Consider the following 18,586-nt stretch of genomic DNA (forward strand, 5'->3'; position numbering starts at 1 on the left):
TTATTGTTTTTGCTTCTGGTCGCGCAACAACAGCCTGTAGCCCGCTTTCACGACGACCTTCACTAGTTTTACCTTGCGGCTGAAGAGGCTCTTTGCGGCCTCAATACCCGCTCCCGCCGCCTGGCTGCCCCATGAGTCGTCAAGCGTTGCGACTCCCAGCGTCTGCACGGACCTGTCGGCAGATGCCTTAGCGACGTCCCTGTTGATGGCTCCCGGAATGTAGATCCCATCAACTCCGTCAAGATCAAAAACCGACAGATCTACCGGAAATATAGAACTTTCATACCGCAGGCTGCTGACCTTGACCGTCAGCCGTTCCCCTTTCAGAGCTGCCGTCCCGTAAATGAAGTTGTTTTTGGGAATCCTCACGCCATTGATGAAAATGTCATTGGCAAGGCTCATCTTGACCGTCGATCCATTTACGATTGTCTGTGTCTCGTATACAGTAGCCTCAACTGAATTTTGCGGAACGGCCGTCACTTTTTCGTCCTGGAGCGAGTAGAATGCGTTGCCTCTGGGATGCTGCGGAATAATTTCCGATAGGGTGTCGCCCTGAAAGCCCGATATGGGATCTTGGGCATAGCTCGTAGAAATTGCAAAGACTTGGCCCCGCTCTGCCTGCGACGCCTTTCTTAATTTTTCCTGGGCCCTTTCCGGATGCTGGATATCCAGGATATTCTCCAGCATCCCATTGAGTTGCTGCAATTCTGGATCCTGGGGACCTGGCGCATTCATCGCCAGCATCATTTGTTCCAGTCGTTCCATCTCACCGGATTCCTCCATCCCGAGACTAGTGCCGCGAATTGGAGCCTGGTCGGACCTGCGTTTAAGTCTGGTCGGCTCGTTGCGAATTGCGCTTTGCAACGCCTTGAGTTTACTGTACACCTTTTCTTCATTTGAATTCCTAACGGGTTCCGTCACCATTACTCCGCTTGCGGAACTCTTGCTGTCTGGCAGCGTGTCTGTTGACCTACCTGCACCGGCAGGATCACTAATATAGTTCGGATCCTTCCTGATAAGGTCTTCGCGCTTTGTGGAATCCAGTGCCGCCTTTTCGTAATAGCTCATCTTGTCGAGCCCATCCACATCAGCAGGCAGTGCATCGGGAAGGTTGAGATTGAAACCAGGGTGATTTGTAGCATTCTTGTCTACAGTGCTTCGGCCGCCGCCAAATGCCCAGAATATGACCGTTAAAAATGGCAGCACCAGCCATGGCAGTGCCACGTAAAGCCTGCGCTTCCTATTTGTTCCTATTGAGATTGAATTTTCCATGGTTTATTTTTTAATTTGATTTGTAATAATTTTCTAGCTGTTTTAGCGTGTCCAGCAGCCCAGGACGAGCGTTCCTGATGCTGTCATATTGCAGGCTGCCGGTTGGACTTCGGCCCAGGCTGTCGAAATACCTACGCAGTTTGGCCGTCTCTTCATATCCATTTCTATCGGGCAGAGCGATCTGTTGCTGCCGCCCAGGATTCAGATTGACCCTCATGATGGGAAAATCGGAACCCTTCAATGTCCGTTCACTTCCTACTGAAAATGCGCTGTCTACAATCAGGTACATGCAATAGGACCCCGTAGAAATTGTAAGGAGGATCCAGATGGCAAGCAATTGGGCCCGTGACAGACGTCGCGCAGTTGCAGACATCCACTCCGACCATTTGGACTGCGTAAAGGAGTAAAGCCTGCCTAGTTGATGACGGATAAGGCCGGAGTTATTACCCTGCCGGTCTGCTTGATTCTTATGTAAATTCACCTTTTCCATCATTTCCTGTTTTCAGTACGTAGGTTCTTGTTCTCCAAAGTTTTCCACCGTTCCACGAGAAAGCCGTGGGGATTGTTGTCGCTTCGTGAAATATTTCGAAGGTTACCTTTTGTGACCAGGCTCCTGTAGGCAACACTGGTTGTCCTGGTAATCTTCTGCGTCGCGAAACATTCGAATTGGTACGGATATTCGTCCGTGTCTATCCTGATGCTGTCCACGACCAGGGTCTGGCTGACATTTCCTGATATGATTCCTGCATAGTAGCCGTTCTCCTTTAGGTCGTCGTAGATGCGCTTGGCGCTTTCATCCGCCAGATAGAATGCCTTGTTGACATTTTCCCTGATTGCCTTCTCGTCGGGGTCAAGCGTGAAGAAGAGCTTGTGGAACGTCTTCACATGATCCCTGGCCTCCACGGCCACATTGTCTTTGCGGTCCGAGGCATAGGCTTCGAGTGCCTTGCCATTGGCAAGGATGTAAACCTTGTCCTGCATCTTAGAGACCAGACTGAAACTCCTGTATAGTGCGAAACAGGTCACCAGTGCGCATGCCATGATGACAAGCATTGTAAAGGTCCGGACGTGCCTGAAGGCAACGTCTATGTTTTTCATTTTGCTAAACATGATCTGCAAGTTTTTAGGTTATTGATTTCCCCTGAGCCTCTCGCCCATATGCCCGTTCCTATTTCCCGCTTGTCCGCCTCCCCCAGACATGGTTTCTGCCATCCGGCCGGCAGCTTTCCCTGCTGCTTCAGCAGCCATTACAGTCCCTGATCCGGCCATGCTGACTGCCGAGCTTGTGGAGTTGCTGAAAATGCTTGTCACCTTTTGACTGAGGGCGCCTCCGCCTCCGGCATGTACAATGTAATTTGCCACGGATGGTACGGTAAAGTATCCCACTATGCCGATTATCATAAACACCAGATAAGCCATATCAGTCCGGCTGAAGAACGTGCCCCCGGTGTCGCTGATCTGGGCAATGTCGATCTGCAGCATTTTTTCCTGGATCTTGCCAATGATGCTGCCGAAGATATTGGCCACGGGTAGCCATAGGTAGATGTTGATGTAGCGGGCAAGCCATGCGGTGAGTGTATGTTGGAAGCCATCGAAAACCGCTATACCGAACACCAGCGGGCCCAATATGGAAAGAACCACCAGTTGGAATGTTCGGAGCGTGTCGATGCACAGGGCCGCTGCCTCGAAAAGAACGCGGAGTACCTCGCTCATCCACTCCTTCACGGAATTCCTAAAATTGAAAGACTGCTTGGCCATGGCGAACTTGATGTCGTTTCCGATGCCTTCCATTATGCCTTCCCCCGCAGGATCGGCATTGTCATGCGTGTATTTGTACCACCTGTCACGATCCCCGTTGCCATCCTCTCCGACATACATCTGCCAGGCATCGGTCGTCTTGATCGCTTCCTGCTTTTTTTGCAGCAGTTCCTCAATCGCGTCGTTGGATCCCTCCACCATATCTGCCGTGGCCGTAACCGTGGGCTTCATGATACCATTGATCATCGCAAGCACCGACGGAAATGCCATAATACAGAAACCGATGACAAAGGGCCTGAATAGCGGGTAGAAGTCTATCGGCTCGGCACTTAAGAGATGCCGCCAGACTCTCGAAGCAATATACCATAGCGTAGCGAATCCAGCGATCCCCTGGCCTACGCCGATCAGATTGCTGCATAAGGGCATCATCTCATCGTAAAGCTGCTCCAGTACTAAGTGCAGGCTGCCCAAATCATCGGCCAGGCCCTGTGCGTTTCCCTGCAATGGTAGTAGCAGCACTGCGGCCGCACAGCGAGCGGAATTTTTAAGATTTTTCATAGTTTACAGTTTTAATTGTCCGTGTTATGTATCCTGCGCATAGACCGTACATCGTTGGCCTCCTTTTCGCGCTGCAACGATAGCACTGTTGCGCTATTATTGAAGCTTCGCAGGAAAAGTAGCTTGTCCTGCATGTCGGCAAATATCCTGTCGATCGCGGTGAGCCTCTCGTCGTCTGACATCCTCAGTTTGTTGGCAGTGACGACATCTGTAAGTTCTTCGAGGTTTCGCAGGCTCTGGTCCATAAGATTATCATAGACCCTGTCGATGAAGGCAATCTCCTGCGCATTGAAATTGCCATTGTTGCGAAACCTTTCATAGGCGCTCCGGTATTCCTTAACAAGGACCACCTGATAATCGACTATGTCGGCAACCCGCCTGTAATCCCTTACCACGGGGCTTACCTGCAGCAAAGCGTCAAGAAAGGATTTGTGCAGGTTGAAATTTCCCTGTGACAGGTCTTTGATCGTGTTGTAGCCGCCACTCAGGATCTCGTATCCCTTCTTCATATCCTTCAGTATCTGCCTGAACTGTGCGAGCTTCTCAATGTTCAGAGCAAGCTGCTTCATTTCCTGGGCCTGAGCGTTGGCCGCATTCGGAACGAGCATCACCAATGGGGCAATGCAAATAACTAATAGCTTTTTCATCTTGATTCCATTTTTAGGCCGTGCAGCGAGCGACCTGATTCTACATCATTTATATCTTTGCGCCTGGACAGTGACAGCCGCCGCAACTGGCTCCTGAAATCCCGGCAGAAGGTGTAATTGTCCAATGCGTGCCAATACAGTTCATCAATTCTTCGCAAGCGCTCGTCATCCTTCATTTCAAGTACTCCATCGGTTATCGTGGCTTCCAGCACCTCCAGGTCCAACTCGCAGCTTTTGTTCAGCCTCTCAAAAACCCTCCCTGCATAGTCCATCTCAGCATCTGACAGCATAGTGTCTTGCCGAAGCTCTGTAGGGAGGTTGGCACACGCCTGCATGATCTTTTCCTGCAATTGCAGGATTTCGAGCACCTTGCCGTAGTTGCGAACCTTCGGATTGACCTTCTTCAGGGAGCTGAAATATCCTGTATGGATGTTCAGATCCCCTTGCTTGAGATCCCCGATGGTACTTAGACCCTGCCTGACGATAGAATAGCCTTTCTTTGCATACCCTATATAGATTTTCAGTGCGCCAATCTGTTCGAGCTGGACGCGTGTCTGCTTAGCCTGTGCGCTGGAGTTCCAGGCAAAGGATAGGGCGAGCAACAGCATTATTTTTTTAGTTCCCATGATCCTGTTTTTTAAGGTATTCCATAAAATTCCTTTACCGCCTCAACGTCCTTTTCCGTCTTGCTCCTCTGCAGGCTCAATAAGATGTTTTGCCTGTTGAACAGCCTGAGGTCGTCGTAATTTGAGTCGATGCCGTCTGCCGCCGAATTGATAAGTTCCAGCCTTTTGGCATCCGTCATCTGCGTGCTGTATGAATCCAGCACAAGGAGGATCTGCTCGATATTCTTGATGCTTTCCCCAAGTATCCCCCCATATACTTTTTCCATGTAGTCCAGCTCATTCGCATTGAAATGCGTATCCTGCTGAAACAGGCTCCATGCCTTTTCGTACTCGTCTACAAGGCGGACCTGTTTTTGGGTGATATCGCGGATACGCTTGTAATCGCTTATTACTGATTTTACTTCCATCAATTCCTCATAGTAGTCCTTGTACAGTTCCTTCTGCTTTCTGGTCCAATCCGCTATCTCGTCAAGCTTTAACTTTGAGAGGGTGTTTTCGAGCTTCTTCTGTGCATTCTGCAGCCATATCGTTTTATTCTGAAGCTTCTGGATCCTGAGGTCCATCGCTTTGATCACCTTCTTAATCGCCGCCTTTACCAACCCAATGATCGGTAACGCGGCGGTCGCTTCTGCCGGCCTGGCCGGAGTGGCTACCAGAAGGAGGCATGCCACGCAGATCAGAATTCGTTTTCTCGTTTTCATACATCATATCGTTTAAATTACGTTTCTCATGTCATTCGCCAAGGCAGCAATGCCCTTCCTTATATCCCCGCCATACTTTTCGGTGTAGGCATGTACCTTCACCTTCTCCTTTTCTTCCGTCGTGTAGGCCAAGTATTCCTCCATGGATACTTCGGTACGGTAGACCTTCGAGAGGACTCCTCCCAGTGAGATGAATACCTCCTTGTACCGTTTGGTTTCATCGTTGGCCTTGTTGACCGAAAGTACGAGTGCCTTCTCCTTTTCGGTAAGTCCGAGCAGCTCCTGTATCTGTTCAAATTTGTTCTGGTACTTGCTCTGGTCCAGAAGGATCTTGCAGTCACTATTGTTGATTATCGCCTGCTTTACCACCGGTGAGGAAATAATGTCCTCAACCTCCTGCGTAACCACGACTGCCTCCCCGAAAAACTTTCTTACCGTCTTGAACAGATACTTAATATACTCTGCCATACCTTCCTTTGCAATAGCCTTCCATGCCTCTTCAATAAGGATCATCTTTCGAACCCCCTTGAGCTTTCGCATCTTGCTTATGAATACCTCCATAATTATGATCGTCACCACAGGAAACAGTATCGGATGGTCCTTGATGTTGTCGAGTTCAAAGACGATGAAGCGCTCGGAAAGCATATCCAGGTTTTCGGTTGCATTGAGCAGGTAGTCAAATTCGCCTCCGCGGTAGTATGGTCGCAGGACATATAGGAAATTGTTGACGTCGAAGTCCTTCTCCTTGACCCTGTCCCTTTCCAGTACCTTGACGAAGTCTTCTTGGAGGAACTCATAAAAGCTATCGAAGCATGCAAAAATTCCTTCGCAATTTCCCAGCTTTTCATAATACAGCTGCAGGGCATTGGAAAGTGCCACATACTCGCTTCGGTTGTACGTCTCATTATCCTTTTTCCAGAGAGCCAGAAGGAGGGTCTTGATGCTTTCTTTCTTCTCAGTGTCAAGCTGATCGCCCTGGCCGATGTAGAAGGGGTTGAAGCGTATCGGATTCTTCTCGTCATATGTGAAATAGTATCCCCCGAGCATGTCACACAGTCCCTTATAGCTGTGGCCCACATCTACCAATACGATGTGCGTTCCCTGTTCATAGTAGCTTCTCACCATGTGGTTGGTAAAAAAGGACTTGCCACTGCCCGACGGACCGAGTATAAATTTGTTCCTGTTGGTGCAGATCCCCTTTTCCATAGGCTCATCGCTTATATCCACATGAACCGGCTTTCCCGTAAGTCGGTCTCCCAGCCTTATGCCTACGGGACTTATAGAAGAACGATAGCCCGTTTCGAGATTCAGGAAGCATGCTGCCTGTTCGGCAAAAGTGTCAAATGTGTCGTTCATGGGAAAGTCTGCCGAGTTGCCCGGAATACCGGCCCAGTAGATCTGCGCGGCACCCACGGTCTCCTGCTTGGCAACCGCATCCATCTGTGCAAGGGCGGACGAGACCATGTTTTTGAGATCTTTCTTCTTTTCCTTATCTTCGGTCCATACCATAACATTAAAATGCGCCTTGACGGGCTGTCTCTGCTGGCTGATAGCCTCATTCAGGAAATCATTGGTTGCATCGCGGGCAAGCAGGTTCTCCCTGCTGTAGGCAGACAGCGATTGCAGCCGTAGCCTCTTGCTTTCCAGCTTCTGGAGGGTCTTCTGGCCGTCGTCGATAAACACATACTGGTTGTAGATGTGCCCACAAGGCAGGAGCTGGCCAAGGGTCGATGCAAATCCCACGCTGAACTTTGTCTTGTCCGTTGAATACCTGTCGAAGTTGATACGGCTGCCACAAAGGGCCGGCAGGTCAGCCGCATCACCAAGTGTAAATATCTGGCAATGCTTGTCCCCTACCTTCAGACCGTCGTCAAATACAATGTCGCCCATTAGGAAGGATCCTGGATTCTCCGTAAGCGTGCAATAGCGTTCGATGACGCCCATTTCCCTTGGACGGCTGCGGAGCAGGTCGTTTGTCATCCGCTCAAGCCTGGCGAAACCGCTGTCTTCTATTATCTTCCTGAACTGGCCGGTACTGTCTACGAATTCCTGGAGGACGGACATTTTTATCACATCTTCTGGAACAGGCGAGGTGCGTATCAGGTTTGAAAACAGAGAGGTTGACGCCTTGCGTCCGGTGGGCTTTTTGGTAAGGAAAATGTAGCACGAGTGGTCCAGGAATGGCCGCTCGTTGAAAAAGAGATCGCTGCTTCGTGATAAAAAACTGCTGTCTTCACTGGCAAAATCCGGTGCGTATCCACTTTCCGCAAACCAGTCCTGCTTGTGAAAGACAGTAAACTTGGGAAGCAATCGGATCGCTTTCACCCATGCATGGTGGAAAGCCTCGTATTCCTGATCAGAGAGCGTAAATATTTCAGGGAGCTCTACCCTGAATGCAACGGTCACGTCGCCCTGTTTGGAAAGGATGCAATCGTGTTCTATATCCATTATCGGCAGTATGTTTTCTATTGACTTTTCCATTTTTGAATTTACTGTTTGTTATTCCTTGATTTTTTCCTGGGCACAAAACACCTTCCTGCTGTACATCTTGACAGCTCTGGGAAGCTGCCTCCTTGCAAGGGCCTTCATCATTCCATACTCTCCATATTTGTGGCTCAGGCTGTATACCTTCATCACAAATGCCGTCCCCGTGATTCCCAGTATGGCCATGCAAAGCAGGGATGGAAGTCCAAGGATATAAAGGCCTGCAAATACAGCCATTAGAAGTACGATCCCTCCGCCCAGATACCATATGTATTGCGCCTTGAGTCCCTTGAACTCGATACTCTTGTTGATTCCCTTGTTTATTGGATATATGTTGTTCGACATGTGCTGTAATTTTAAAATTTCATCCTGTTTCCACGCCTGACTTGTGCGTAAGACTGTTGATCGCATCGGTCGGATTCGGAAATCAGAACCTTATTATGTGCTATGATATTCATAACGTTAACGTCATTTACATCACCTTTCACTTCATGTTGTACTGATTCGGCTTCTTTTTCATTTCCATCTGTAGTAAGACGGTTGCTCGCCTCTGCAATCTTTTCGGAAATTTCTTTTTCGAGTCTTGCGAGTTCCGTTTTCATTTGCATGAGCTCGGGTTCCTTGACAAAGACCTTCGCTACCAGATCTTCAAGCTCCGGCAGGCGCTTTTCAATATCGGCAAGGGTGACCTGATACTTTTCCTTGAGATGCCCCACCTTGTCGATGGCATTGAGGAAATGCCGGGCTGCCAGCTTGGGGTTGTCTACATTCGGGGTTCCGCCGCTGGCGGTGAACTTAACACCGTCTCCGCGCTGGGCAAAGAAGCTGTTGGAAAACCGGTATTGGAATTGTCCCTGTGCCTCAAAGGTCTCACGTTCGCGGCGGATATACAGCCCGAAGCCATAAAGCTCACCGATCTGTTTCCCATCTGATTCAGCCGTACCGGGCTTCCAATCCTTGTAGAGACTGATCAGATGCTTGCCGACAGCCTCTGGATCCGCCGTATGCAGTCCTGCCAACTTTACCGGATTCGCCTTCGACCCATCAGGCTCGTATTGCAACCTCGTGCTATACGCGTCATGGTCGATGGTGAGTTTTTTCAGTGTCTTTTCCGTCATGTCCCTTTCCTCCCGAAGGTATTCGACCTGGTTTCTCATACGCGAGACTTCCTTGTAATGAGCGGATTTCAAGCTTTCCATCACCGCCACTTTCTTCTGCAGTTTTGATTTTTCAAGCAGCGAGGTATCACCTGAAAGCACGGCGATATACTCCGAAAAGTTCATGCCGCTCTGCTCATCCACCGATCCCTCGTCTATAGATCTGACGTTGAGTTCGCAGTTCTTCATCTGCCCGATGAAGGTCTGCTTGTTTTTCAGCAGGTTGAACTTGTAATTGTCCAGTGACTGCTCGACGGCATAGATGTAATTCCTGACCTTGTTGCCATAGAACTCTTTGGCGATGGCATTGCCCTGCCTCGCCCCGCGGCCATTGCGCTGTTCGAGTTCAGACGGCTTCCATGGAATATCGAGATGGTGCATCGCAACCACACGCTGCTGGACATTTAGCCCCGTGCCCGCCTTCTCTGTGCTTCCTATCAGGATGCGTATTTCACCACTGTTCATTTTTCGGAACAGCTCCGGTTTCTGCCTGTCCGTCCAGTCATGGATATAAGTTATATCTGATAGCGGTATGGCAAAGTCGCCGGCAAGCTTGTCCCGCAATGCATCGTACATGTTAAAGGCGCCGGGCTTCGGTGTGCCGATGTCCGAGAAAACGATCTGTGTTCCCTTGTGCTCGGCCGTCTCTCGGTACAGTTCTGCAACCTTCCTGGCACAAGTATTGAGCTTGTTGTCCGGGTGGTCGCTGTATCTGGATTCATCTATCAGCCTGAGATCAGACGCCATCTTCTTCGCATAGTTGGTCGCGATGAGCATCCTTCCCCTGTCCTCTTCCCTGCTCAGTGGAGCCCGCCCAATGAGCGTGCCGTCCCCGGTCTTGGCAAACCGCATAAGCTGCCTGATAAATTCGCCCTGTTCCGGCGTGGGAGCTATATTGACCAGCGACTCGTCGAGCTCTGGCTTGTCCAGGCTGATATGCCTGGCGGTCTTGTAATCGGCAATCTCATTATAGAAAAGCGCCAGCTCGGGAACTTTGATGAAATGGCGGAAGCGCTCCTTTGCAATGATCTCGTTGGTCACCGAAAATTCAAAATCCGTGGTTTTCCTCGCAAATACGGAGGCCCAGCCGTTGAAATTCTCGATACGCTGCCGTTCCATTTCCTTAGGCCGCAGGTATTTGAACAGAAGGTACATTTCGGTCAGGCTGTTTGAGATTGGCGTGCCCGACAGGAAGGTGGCACACAGGTCCGAATCAAAGCGCTGCTGCAGTGTCCTTACTGCAAAAAGCATGTTCAGTGCCTTTTGGCTTCCCTGGATGTTTCCTATACCCGCAACGCGGTCGTGCCTCGTGGTGAACGTCAGGTTCTTGAATTTATGCGCCTCATCAACAAAGAGGTGGTCGATTCCCATTTCCCTAAAGTCCACACCGCTGTCCTTCTTCTCTTCAATATCCCTAAGTATGCCTTTAAGCTTGCCGTCCAGGTTGCTCTTCCTGATCTCAAGTCCTTTGAGCACCTTCTTTGAGATGTCACCGCCAAGATCCTTAAGTGTCCCAAGATCCCGCTCGATATTGGACAGCTCATTCTGAAAAATCTCCTTCTGGATCTCCGGCGACTGCGGTATCTTGCCAAACTGGTCGTGTGTAAGTATGATACAGTCCCAATTGTTGTTCTTGATCTCATGGAAGAGCCGCAGCCTCCTGGCCGGTGTGAAATCGCCTTCCGAAGGGGCAAGCAACCTTGCACCTGGATAAGCCTTCCGGTAGGTTTCCGAGATCTGGTTGACGTTTGCCTTCAAAGCAAGGATCATCGGCTTGTGCACGATGCCCAGCCTTTTCATCTCGTACGAAGCCACCACCATTGTCAGGGTTTTTCCTAAACCGACTTCGTGGTCAATCAGCGCTCCCCGGTTCTGTATGATCCGCCAGGCTGAGTCTTTCTGTGAGCTGTACAGGTCACTGATCCCGAGTGCGGCCTTGTCAAGTCCTGGAAATCTGAGATGGCTGCCGTCATAATGCCTCAGTACGTAGCAGTTGAAGGTGTCGTTGTAGAGCTTTTCAAGATGTTTCTTGTCTACTGCCGGCAAGTCCCTCATCCATTCGATGAAGCCGCCCCTTATTGTCTCTATCTTCTCATGTGCCAGCTGTATTGCCTCCGCGTCCGGCATGCGGATCGGCTTGCCTTCTGGTCCGGGAACTTCATAGGTGAAATATGGAGAGGTGTTTTCAAGGGCATGCTCCAATATCGTATAGCCGTATGTTGTCCTGCCGCTCTTGGGGGTTACTGCAAATTCCCTGTCAATCTTTGTGTTGTGTCCCGTGCTTACCTTGAAGGTATCCAGGGACTGGAAATAGCTTATCCTGGTGTCCTGCTCAAAAAGCTGGCGGGCAAAATCCTCGTAGTACCTGAGGGGAATCCATCTTTCGCCGAGGTTGAAATCCAACAGCTCAAACGGGATTTTCTCGGGCTGGACGCTTTTGATAGCCTCAAGGCTTTTTTGATAATGCACGCTTTCAGGAAATTCAGCGACAGCAGCCAAGGCCCGATCCATTTTTTCCACCACGTTGCCACTCAGGTACAGGTCAGAAGGCTGCCATTCTGCCGTTCCGGGGTCGAGGAATATCTGTCCGTGAAGCCTCTCAACTACCTCGCCTGGTTCCATCTGCGATGAGGCGGCTATAAAATCAAGGTCGACCTTTCCGTTGTCATTAAGGCTTCTTGCCAGTGCTTCCGAGGGATTGTCGGTAAGATACCGTTCGTTCTTCGGCATCAGCGATTGGGTCAGCAGGTCTGCGCGGACATACAGGCTGGCATCCCTGCGCTCCAGCGAGGACAGGATCGTGAATCCAAAGGCTGTATCGGCGGCGATCAGCCTTCTGTTTTCAGTACTGTTGAGAATGCCGTACTGTGAGACGAAGCGATCATAGAGGCTTGCCAGCTCCTGACGCTTGACGTCTGCACCATCTGTGACGGCTTGGTCAATGCTGGAATAATCCAGATAGGCGTCCCGTATGGAGATGTACGATTCGTAAAACGGCACGCTTGCCTGTACTAGCAGTGGCTGGAAAAAAGCCTGCTTATGGTCATGGTTGATCTCGCTGATGATGCCGATTTCCCCGCGAAGGCTTACCAGTGTTCCTTCCTTGTAGAAAGACTCGAATGCAGCACCCTCGCCAAACATTCTGCGTTCCAGGTTGAAGGCGGGCTCAAGTGTCTTGTCACCTTCGTACAGATACGAGTGTTCGAACCGCTGCAGCTCGCTTGCAAGGGCAAGGATCTTATGTGGCAGAAGCGCACCATTCATCCAATTTGCAGAGAAGCTGTCGATCTCCCTTACGTTGGAATACAGCTTGTACAGGTATTTGCTGGATTTCACCTGGCGCGCAGCCAGAAGGACCACATTTTCGTGTCCCGGATTGTCCGATGTCCTGATCATACTCAGGATGCGCGCGGTTTTTCGGTCGACAACCGTTTCATCAAGGGGCGTTATGTAATCCATGGCGCGGTTGATGTTTTCGGCTGGAACGGTATCAAACAGGCCCAGCTGCACCGAAATTCCTGAAGATGCATTTTCCGGCACCGGCAGGTAGGTGAAACGTGGCCTTGCCGTATCCTTTGTCGGGGACATGGCCTGCTGCAGGCCCAACTTGAAGCGTGCAATGTCTATATGCTTTCCGATATCGCGTCCGAGTGTTTCCGCGAGCTTGCCGGACAGGGTTTCGATGCTTCCTTGCTGCCATACCCTCTGGTGCGCCTGTCCATACTGGTTCCTGCCCGGAGTGACCTCATTTCCCATGATGACTTCGGGGTGCGCATGCAGGTAGCTGTTGATATCAAACATCCCGTAGTCATTTTCCAATCTAACGGTCTGCAGCATCTCCTTCTCGATTTCCGAAAGATCCGCCTTGGCAAAGTTTCTTTGCACGACCACCAAGTGGTTAGGGGCTTCTGTATTGCCCGTATCCTTCATCAGGTTGTCAGGCATGACCGCAACGCTTATCAAATCAGATTTGGAAAAAAGGTATTCGCGGGCCCTCAGGTTTGATGGGCTGTTCAGGAACGCATCAGTAGTGATGTAGGCCATCACCCCTCCATCGGAGAGCTTGTCAATCCCCTTGGCAAAAAAGTAGTTGTGTATCTTGCCAGAAAGCGCCTTGTCTGTAAATCCCGGATCAAATACCGGAAAATTTCCGAAGGGTATGTTACTGACCACTAGGTCATATTGTCCATTCTCGCTTGCAGGGGTATCCTCAAGCCCGGTGACGTGCGTATGGTTTTTGATCGGAAGGGTACTGTTTATTGCCGATAGTATAAGCCCTGTGAGCCTGTCTTTCTCCACGGACGTGATTTCCATAAGATTTGGGAACAGCTTTGCCGCTTCTGATACGAAAACGCCTGAACCGGCCGAGGGCTCATAGATCCGCAGCGGCTCCACGCCGTTGTCTTTTAAAGCGGCATACAGGACTGACGGTACGAATGATGGGGTATAGAAGGAAGTAAGTACGGAATTTCGAAGCGAAGCGAGGATTTCCCGATATTCCTTCCCATCATACTGGTTGCGCAGCAGAACGTGAAGGGCCTGCATGTCCGCATGCAGTTTGAGCTCGTCCCTTGTCGATCCCGAACTGAGCCAATCCTGGGTCGTGCCCACGGGATACAGGATCGCCTTGATGCCTCCGAAGCCGGAATATTCCCTTAGTGCCGAAATATTCTCTTTGGTCAGGGCTTCCCCATTCTGCCAGCCGATGGCGGCGCTGATTGCTGCGAGATTGCCTTTTAGTTTCTGGGATATGTTGTAAGCCATGTCTGCATCTTTTACTCGTCCATGTTTTCTGTAGCCTCATTTAGATAGTCGGAAATCTGACCCGTGATGGCGTTCCGTAGCATCCGATCGTCTTGGTTGTCTTCGGTCAGTCCGAAATGTTCGAAAATTTCACGGCATTCCCCCATAAGGTTGAGTGTCTCATAGGCGAGTATGCCTGCCTGTTCAAGTTGTAAATGGGTCTCCGGAAATTCTTCTTCAAGTATCGATTTCAGCAGCAGGAACCGTGAGGGACCCATGCTCTGTGTGAGCGTATTCAAGCAGGCCTCCTCCATGATGTACGCGGGTTGCCGTTGCTCCAGCATTTCATCCTGCAGCGCCTGGATGCCGTCGAGTTGGTCTTCCAGATAGGAATCCACCGACTGGCTTTCCTGAAGGCTGATCACCAGCTCCGGGTTGCTTTGGGCCAGATAGGCCCAAAGCTTCTTCTTGAGTGTGTCGCGCATGGCAAGTAGGATTTATATTCCGAAGAATGATTGGATTACCGTTGCCACCACTACCAGGAAGACGCAGCTGCCAAACCAGGCCGCGGCTACCTTGCCGGTATCGGGATCGCCGGCGTTCCACTTCTGGTATACTTTTACGGCGCCGATCAGCCCAAGCAGGGCGCCGATGGCATACATCAGCTGGGTTCCGGCGTCAAAATAGCTTCTTACCTGCTGGTTGGCCTCGTTGATTCCTGCCAGTCCGTCCTGTGCAAAAGCCGCGTGGCAACATACAAGCAGCGCGGTAACGGCCCAAAGCGTGATTGGCCTTGTTGTGGTAATTCTTCTGTGATTTGAATGAAAATTTTTCATAAAGGAGATATTTAGGTTTTTAAGAAGTATAAAAAAGCAAAGGTCCGGCCGCCGTCACATGCCCCTCCTCTGTCACATCAAGCCATACCTCATCGGGATGGACAGGGGCTGTTCCTTTGCAGATTTGTCTTTTGTCAGTCCCAGAGAGCTTCCGCCTCGTTCTGGTCCAAACGGAGGGTTTCAAATCTTTCGCACTCGGAGACCAGAAGCTCGCTGACCGAGGCACGGAAAGGGGACTCTTTAACATTGGGGTATTCCTTTAGCACAAGTGCTATGTAGTCCTTGAATTCCTGCCTTAAAAGATTTCTTTGTGTAGCTTCAGAGATGACCGATTTCAGCCTTTCCACAAGATTGTCCACGTCCTGGAAAGTGGGGTCTGCTTCGGAGAAGGCAGACTCCCGAACATCATTGCTGGGTGTGGGCTGGAATTCAAATTGTGTGGGAGAAGTATCGCTCGGCTGCACAGAGCCGATGCCAAATAGAAGTTTTTGTTTTCCTCGGACGAGATCCCTGATCTCGCCCAAATAAAACCGTAAGGCCACGTACAGGTACCAGCCTGCCAGCAGAAGGGAAACTACGAGCATGTACTCTCCCCATGAAATGTTTGTAAGCATAATTTCTCATTTTTCGTTCGACATTCTATCAATTCAATTGCGGTTGAAAAGAAACCGCTTTGTCAGTAAGACATGGCAAAGGAACAATGAGAATGCGCGGCCTACAAGTACAAGTTTTTTTGTACCCTTCTGTACCCTTGTTGATGCGGGTGGCAGCAGGACAGTATCGAACAGTTGAGAAATAGAAATTTGATCAGATGGTCAGGCCAAACTCTTCAGCGATATCCTTTGTGAGCTTGGACAGGATGCGCTTGTGGAAATTATCGGGATGCATGTAGTTGCCAAGGATCAGTTCCTTGATCTCGCTTTCTGATTTGAAGATATTCTCGTTGCCGATCTGGAAAGAGGTGAAAAGCGCTTCCACGGTGGACTTGTTATAAAAATAGGCTTTCTTGATGACGTCCGATGCTATGTCCTTGTGATAGCTGTACCGGTCGTCCAGCCCGAATGCCTTGATGTTCTGTTGCGCTTTCTTATATTGCGCGCTCGAAATGCCTTTGCATGGCTTCAGCACCAGGGTAAAGTCATCTCCATTGACCAGGAAATCAACAGCATCCACGTCGGCCCTGAAGTTGTACAAACCTTCCATGTCATTCAGGAAGGGATGGACATGCGTGGTTATAGAAAAGGGCTTGGAGCCCTTCAGGGCGCCGGAATTGCAGAGCGCGCAGCTCGGTATCAGATTAAAGAAGGAAAGCGCAAGGTAGGGATGCCTTCCCTTGTTCAGGAAGTGGTCGAATTGCGGACGGCATTTCATCCTCTTGTTTTTGATCGTAAAGGTAAAATTCGCATTGCAGTAGGGACATGAATCCACCTTAAGGTGCCTTGCATGTCTGTAGGCCAGCCTGCCGCTGTCCTTTGAGATAAAGGATTGGTTGTCGTTGTCGTAGTTGAATATCGCCCTTATCGATTTATTGACCCAATTTTTCAGATAGGTCTGTATGCTTGCGGGATTGGTAATTACAGCCCCTGTCTTAGGGTTCAGCATAGCGTGTCCTGCGGCAAGATAATCTGCCTTGGCCTGGTCAATCAACGGCTGCAGCCTGCCGATGTGATCTTCGAGCTCAGCGGGACGGTCGGTCAGGATCCCGTGAAGGTTGTCGTGCAGGTAGGTCATCACGGGCTTGAGCTCGTCAGGCGGCCATGCCGCCAAAAGGGCCTTGATTGTGAATTCCGCGGATATATCCTTTTCGAACGCAAGAGCCATCTTGTCCAGGCTGATTGCACTGTGGGGTGATCTTATCATAACTGTTTTCCTTTTGCCTTAATATCCCTGATCTCCTGGATCCTTTTTTCCAGCATATGCAGCTCCTCATCCAGTCCGAATTTTTCAAACCACATATCCTGCAGCTTTTTCCTGAGCACGGGCTCCCCTACCAGATCGATCGTCCTCTTGTAATTTTCATCCGGTAACGTGATCTCTTCATTCCCGAGGTACTTGATAATGGAATTAAGCCTGTTCTTGGCGAAGTCGCCAATCAGGATGCCGTCCATGTAGAACGAGTCCGAAAACAGGGTGTGGATGTTCGCACCAAATGTTTCCTCCCTGTTGTTGTCCATGCCGTGAAAGATGATCTGATTATTTTCCATCTTCTCTATGAACAGGATATGTGATTTTGGCAGGTCGGAAGACAGGAATGGCGTGTTTGCCGTAAAGATCAATTGAAGCGAATGCCCTTCGAAAAGCGCGCTCAGATAATTCAGCGTTATGTTGAAAAAGCGCCGCTGCCACTCAGGGTGGAATCCTGCATCGCCCTCATCTATAAGGATCACCAGGTGCTTGTTCAGCGTTGTATAATCATGGTTCTTTATGTGGTAGAACCTGGCCATCATTGACAGGTAGGACTGCTCCCCAGCACTTAGCGAACGCCATCTGAAATCAAAAAAGGTGCTTATGCCCTTCACTTCCATGTAGCCTTTCCTGAGCCGTTCAAATTCGAATTCCGTATCTGCATTAAGAGGAAGCTTCAAGTATTTGCTGTGTTGGCCTACCGGTAACAGGATGTTCCGCTCCAGGAGATCTTCAATAAACCGAATGAATTCTGGGACCGTCCTTGAAAGTTCCTGAAGCCTTGTAATATCCGCAACTCGACCGTCGTGCTCTACCTTGGCTTCCTGCATGGTGGCGAAGTATTCCAGCACGTATTCAGTGACGCTATCATAATTATCAGGATCGTTCAAGGGATGGTTGTAGGGATTGCTGCTGCTGTATTTCCGCTCGTCCAGCAGGTAATTTACCAGCATGGCGTAGCAGAGGTCGTCCATCGTCGACAGGATCGCATCTTTTGGCTTTCGTTTCGAGATCTTATTTTCCAGAGCCTCCAGGATTGTGCCGACCAGGGAGTCTTTGTCGCTGGTGGAAGTAAAAAAAAGCGCGGATGTGCTATTGATTCCGATAAATAATTCCTCTGGCTTATTGAACGGAAGATTTGCAGACTCCCCGGAATTGAAGAACTGTATCGCTTTCGCAACCTCGCTGAGTTCCAGGTTTTCCAGGTCGCTAGATTGCAGCAGCACCTGTGCTCTTGACTCAATGTCCCTATTATCTTCCAGTATCCGCCTTCTTTCGGCAGCCATAAGGCCGGTTGTGGAAATGTCCCGAAGGCCCTGCCAGTTGGTGGAATCCGCTCCGTACTCAAGGAAGTAATTGTAATAGATATAGTCCGCACGGGAGAGATCACCGGTAAATCGGAAGCCGTCCATACCAACCAGCTCGCCATAGGTCTCCTTTTCAAAAAGGCCCGTCTCGTCTTTTAGATTGCAGGGATAGCTTTGGGGCTCAATGATGCGGAACTGCTCTTTGCCATCTTTGAAAATCGAATATGCGAACAGGTCGTCCTGGACATTTGCCTCAAGTCCCCTGGGCATATTCGATTTGATATACTTGAGGATGCTGGATTTTCCCGCGCCGTTCTTCCCGATAATGGCGGTCACATTTTCAACATTGTGCTTTTTAAAGAAATCAGGAATATAGTCCTTGTTATGGATGATTACGAGGTCGCGCGTAGCGGCGTTTGGATCCGAAGACTCCCGCATTTCGATTACGAAGCGGGATGAAAGGTTTATCCCTGCGTTTCTCAGGTGGCCGGAGTTCTTGACCCATATGTAGTGTATCTGCATCAGTGTTCTGCTTTGGTTTACAGGACAAAAATATTACATTATTTTGAAATAGCAGCATCCCTAAAATACT

The 18,586-nt window shown here is 49.9% G+C and carries 15 protein-coding genes; all 15 read right to left on the minus strand.

Annotation, left to right across the window (positions count from 1 at the left end):
- Entirely contained in the window at positions 1 to 1,272 is a 1,272-nt protein-coding gene (gene traM / locus EG849_RS09580; RefSeq protein ID WP_125012865.1) for a conjugative transposon protein TraM, read from the minus strand.
- A 10-nt stretch (positions 1,273 to 1,282) separates the two neighbouring features.
- Complete coding sequence (locus tag EG849_RS09585) at positions 1,283 to 1,762, minus strand: hypothetical protein (protein WP_148096060.1); 480 nt, start codon at positions 1,760 to 1,762, stop codon at positions 1,283 to 1,285.
- The gene (gene traK / locus EG849_RS09590; RefSeq protein ID WP_233581773.1) at positions 1,762 to 2,370 is read right to left on the minus strand and encodes a conjugative transposon protein TraK; all 609 of its coding nucleotides are present in this window, start codon (positions 2,368 to 2,370) and stop codon (positions 1,762 to 1,764) included. Before traK ends, EG849_RS09585 begins: the two co-directional genes overlap by 1 nt.
- A gap of 30 nt (positions 2,371 to 2,400) precedes the next feature.
- Positions 2,401 to 3,588 (minus strand): conjugative transposon protein TraJ, encoded by a 1,188-nt coding sequence (traJ, locus tag EG849_RS09595; protein ID WP_125012868.1) that lies wholly within the window; start codon positions 3,586 to 3,588, stop codon positions 2,401 to 2,403.
- A gap of 11 nt (positions 3,589 to 3,599) precedes the next feature.
- Positions 3,600 to 4,235 carry a TerB family tellurite resistance protein gene (locus EG849_RS09600; RefSeq protein ID WP_125012869.1) on the minus strand — a complete coding sequence of 212 codons (636 nt, stop codon included), beginning with the start codon at positions 4,233 to 4,235 and terminating at the stop codon, positions 3,600 to 3,602.
- The gene (locus EG849_RS09605) at positions 4,232 to 4,861 is read right to left on the minus strand and encodes a hypothetical protein (RefSeq protein ID WP_125012870.1); all 630 of its coding nucleotides are present in this window, start codon (positions 4,859 to 4,861) and stop codon (positions 4,232 to 4,234) included. Before EG849_RS09605 ends, EG849_RS09600 begins: the two co-directional genes overlap by 4 nt.
- An 11-nt stretch (positions 4,862 to 4,872) precedes the next feature.
- The gene (locus EG849_RS09610; RefSeq protein WP_125012871.1) at positions 4,873 to 5,562 is read right to left on the minus strand and encodes a conjugal transfer protein TraI; all 690 of its coding nucleotides are present in this window, start codon (positions 5,560 to 5,562) and stop codon (positions 4,873 to 4,875) included.
- A 12-nt stretch (positions 5,563 to 5,574) separates the two neighbouring features.
- Complete coding sequence (locus EG849_RS09615) at positions 5,575 to 8,043, minus strand: TraG family conjugative transposon ATPase (RefSeq protein ID WP_125012872.1); 2,469 nt, start codon at positions 8,041 to 8,043, stop codon at positions 5,575 to 5,577.
- Between the two features lie 18 nt (positions 8,044 to 8,061).
- Positions 8,062 to 8,391, minus strand: coding sequence for a DUF4133 domain-containing protein (locus EG849_RS09620; RefSeq protein WP_125012873.1), 330 nt, complete (start codon positions 8,389 to 8,391; stop codon positions 8,062 to 8,064).
- Positions 8,392 to 8,402: 11 nt separating this feature from the next.
- On the minus strand, positions 8,403 to 13,967 hold the full coding sequence (locus EG849_RS09625; protein WP_125012874.1) for a helicase-related protein: 5,565 nt from the start codon (positions 13,965 to 13,967) through the stop codon (positions 8,403 to 8,405).
- A gap of 11 nt (positions 13,968 to 13,978) precedes the next feature.
- Entirely contained in the window at positions 13,979 to 14,431 is a 453-nt protein-coding gene (locus tag EG849_RS09630) for a DUF1896 family protein (RefSeq protein ID WP_125012875.1), read from the minus strand.
- Positions 14,432 to 14,443: 12 nt separating this feature from the next.
- Entirely contained in the window at positions 14,444 to 14,782 is a 339-nt protein-coding gene (locus EG849_RS09635; RefSeq protein WP_233581774.1) for a DUF4134 domain-containing protein, read from the minus strand.
- Between the two features lie 134 nt (positions 14,783 to 14,916).
- Entirely contained in the window at positions 14,917 to 15,396 is a 480-nt protein-coding gene (locus EG849_RS09640) for a hypothetical protein (protein ID WP_125012876.1), read from the minus strand.
- A gap of 193 nt (positions 15,397 to 15,589) precedes the next feature.
- Complete coding sequence (locus EG849_RS09645) at positions 15,590 to 16,642, minus strand: hypothetical protein (RefSeq protein ID WP_125012877.1); 1,053 nt, start codon at positions 16,640 to 16,642, stop codon at positions 15,590 to 15,592.
- Positions 16,639 to 18,516, minus strand: a complete 1,878-nt coding sequence (locus EG849_RS09650) for an AAA family ATPase (protein WP_125012878.1) — start codon at positions 18,514 to 18,516, stop codon at positions 16,639 to 16,641. Before EG849_RS09650 ends, EG849_RS09645 begins: the two co-directional genes overlap by 4 nt.
- Positions 18,517 to 18,586: the final 70 nt, after the last annotated feature.

It is taken from the genome of Flavobacterium macacae, assembly GCF_003865365.1.
Lineage (GTDB): Bacteria > Bacteroidota > Bacteroidia > Flavobacteriales > Flavobacteriaceae > Flavobacterium > Flavobacterium macacae.

Coding starts and splice junctions, on each gene's coding strand:
- traM (WP_125012865.1), bottom strand. CDS start 1,272: ATGGAAAATTCAATCTCAATAGGAACAAATAGGAAGCGCAGGCTTTAC.
- EG849_RS09585 (WP_148096060.1), bottom strand. CDS start 1,762: ATGGAAAAGGTGAATTTACATAAGAATCAAGCAGACCGGCAGGGTAAT.
- traK (WP_233581773.1), bottom strand. CDS start 2,370: ATGAAAAACATAGACGTTGCCTTCAGGCACGTCCGGACCTTTACAATG.
- traJ (WP_125012868.1), bottom strand. CDS start 3,588: ATGAAAAATCTTAAAAATTCCGCTCGCTGTGCGGCCGCAGTGCTGCTA.
- EG849_RS09600 (WP_125012869.1), bottom strand. CDS start 4,235: ATGAAAAAGCTATTAGTTATTTGCATTGCCCCATTGGTGATGCTCGTT.
- EG849_RS09605 (WP_125012870.1), bottom strand. CDS start 4,861: ATGGGAACTAAAAAAATAATGCTGTTGCTCGCCCTATCCTTTGCCTGG.
- EG849_RS09610 (WP_125012871.1), bottom strand. CDS start 5,562: ATGAAAACGAGAAAACGAATTCTGATCTGCGTGGCATGCCTCCTTCTG.
- EG849_RS09615 (WP_125012872.1), bottom strand. CDS start 8,043: ATGGAAAAGTCAATAGAAAACATACTGCCGATAATGGATATAGAACAC.
- EG849_RS09620 (WP_125012873.1), bottom strand. CDS start 8,391: ATGTCGAACAACATATATCCAATAAACAAGGGAATCAACAAGAGTATC.
- EG849_RS09625 (WP_125012874.1), bottom strand. CDS start 13,967: ATGGCTTACAACATATCCCAGAAACTAAAAGGCAATCTCGCAGCAATC.
- EG849_RS09630 (WP_125012875.1), bottom strand. CDS start 14,431: ATGCGCGACACACTCAAGAAGAAGCTTTGGGCCTATCTGGCCCAAAGC.
- EG849_RS09635 (WP_233581774.1), bottom strand. CDS start 14,782: ATGAAAAATTTTCATTCAAATCACAGAAGAATTACCACAACAAGGCCA.
- EG849_RS09640 (WP_125012876.1), bottom strand. CDS start 15,396: ATGCTTACAAACATTTCATGGGGAGAGTACATGCTCGTAGTTTCCCTT.
- EG849_RS09645 (WP_125012877.1), bottom strand. CDS start 16,642: ATGATAAGATCACCCCACAGTGCAATCAGCCTGGACAAGATGGCTCTT.
- EG849_RS09650 (WP_125012878.1), bottom strand. CDS start 18,516: ATGCAGATACACTACATATGGGTCAAGAACTCCGGCCACCTGAGAAAC.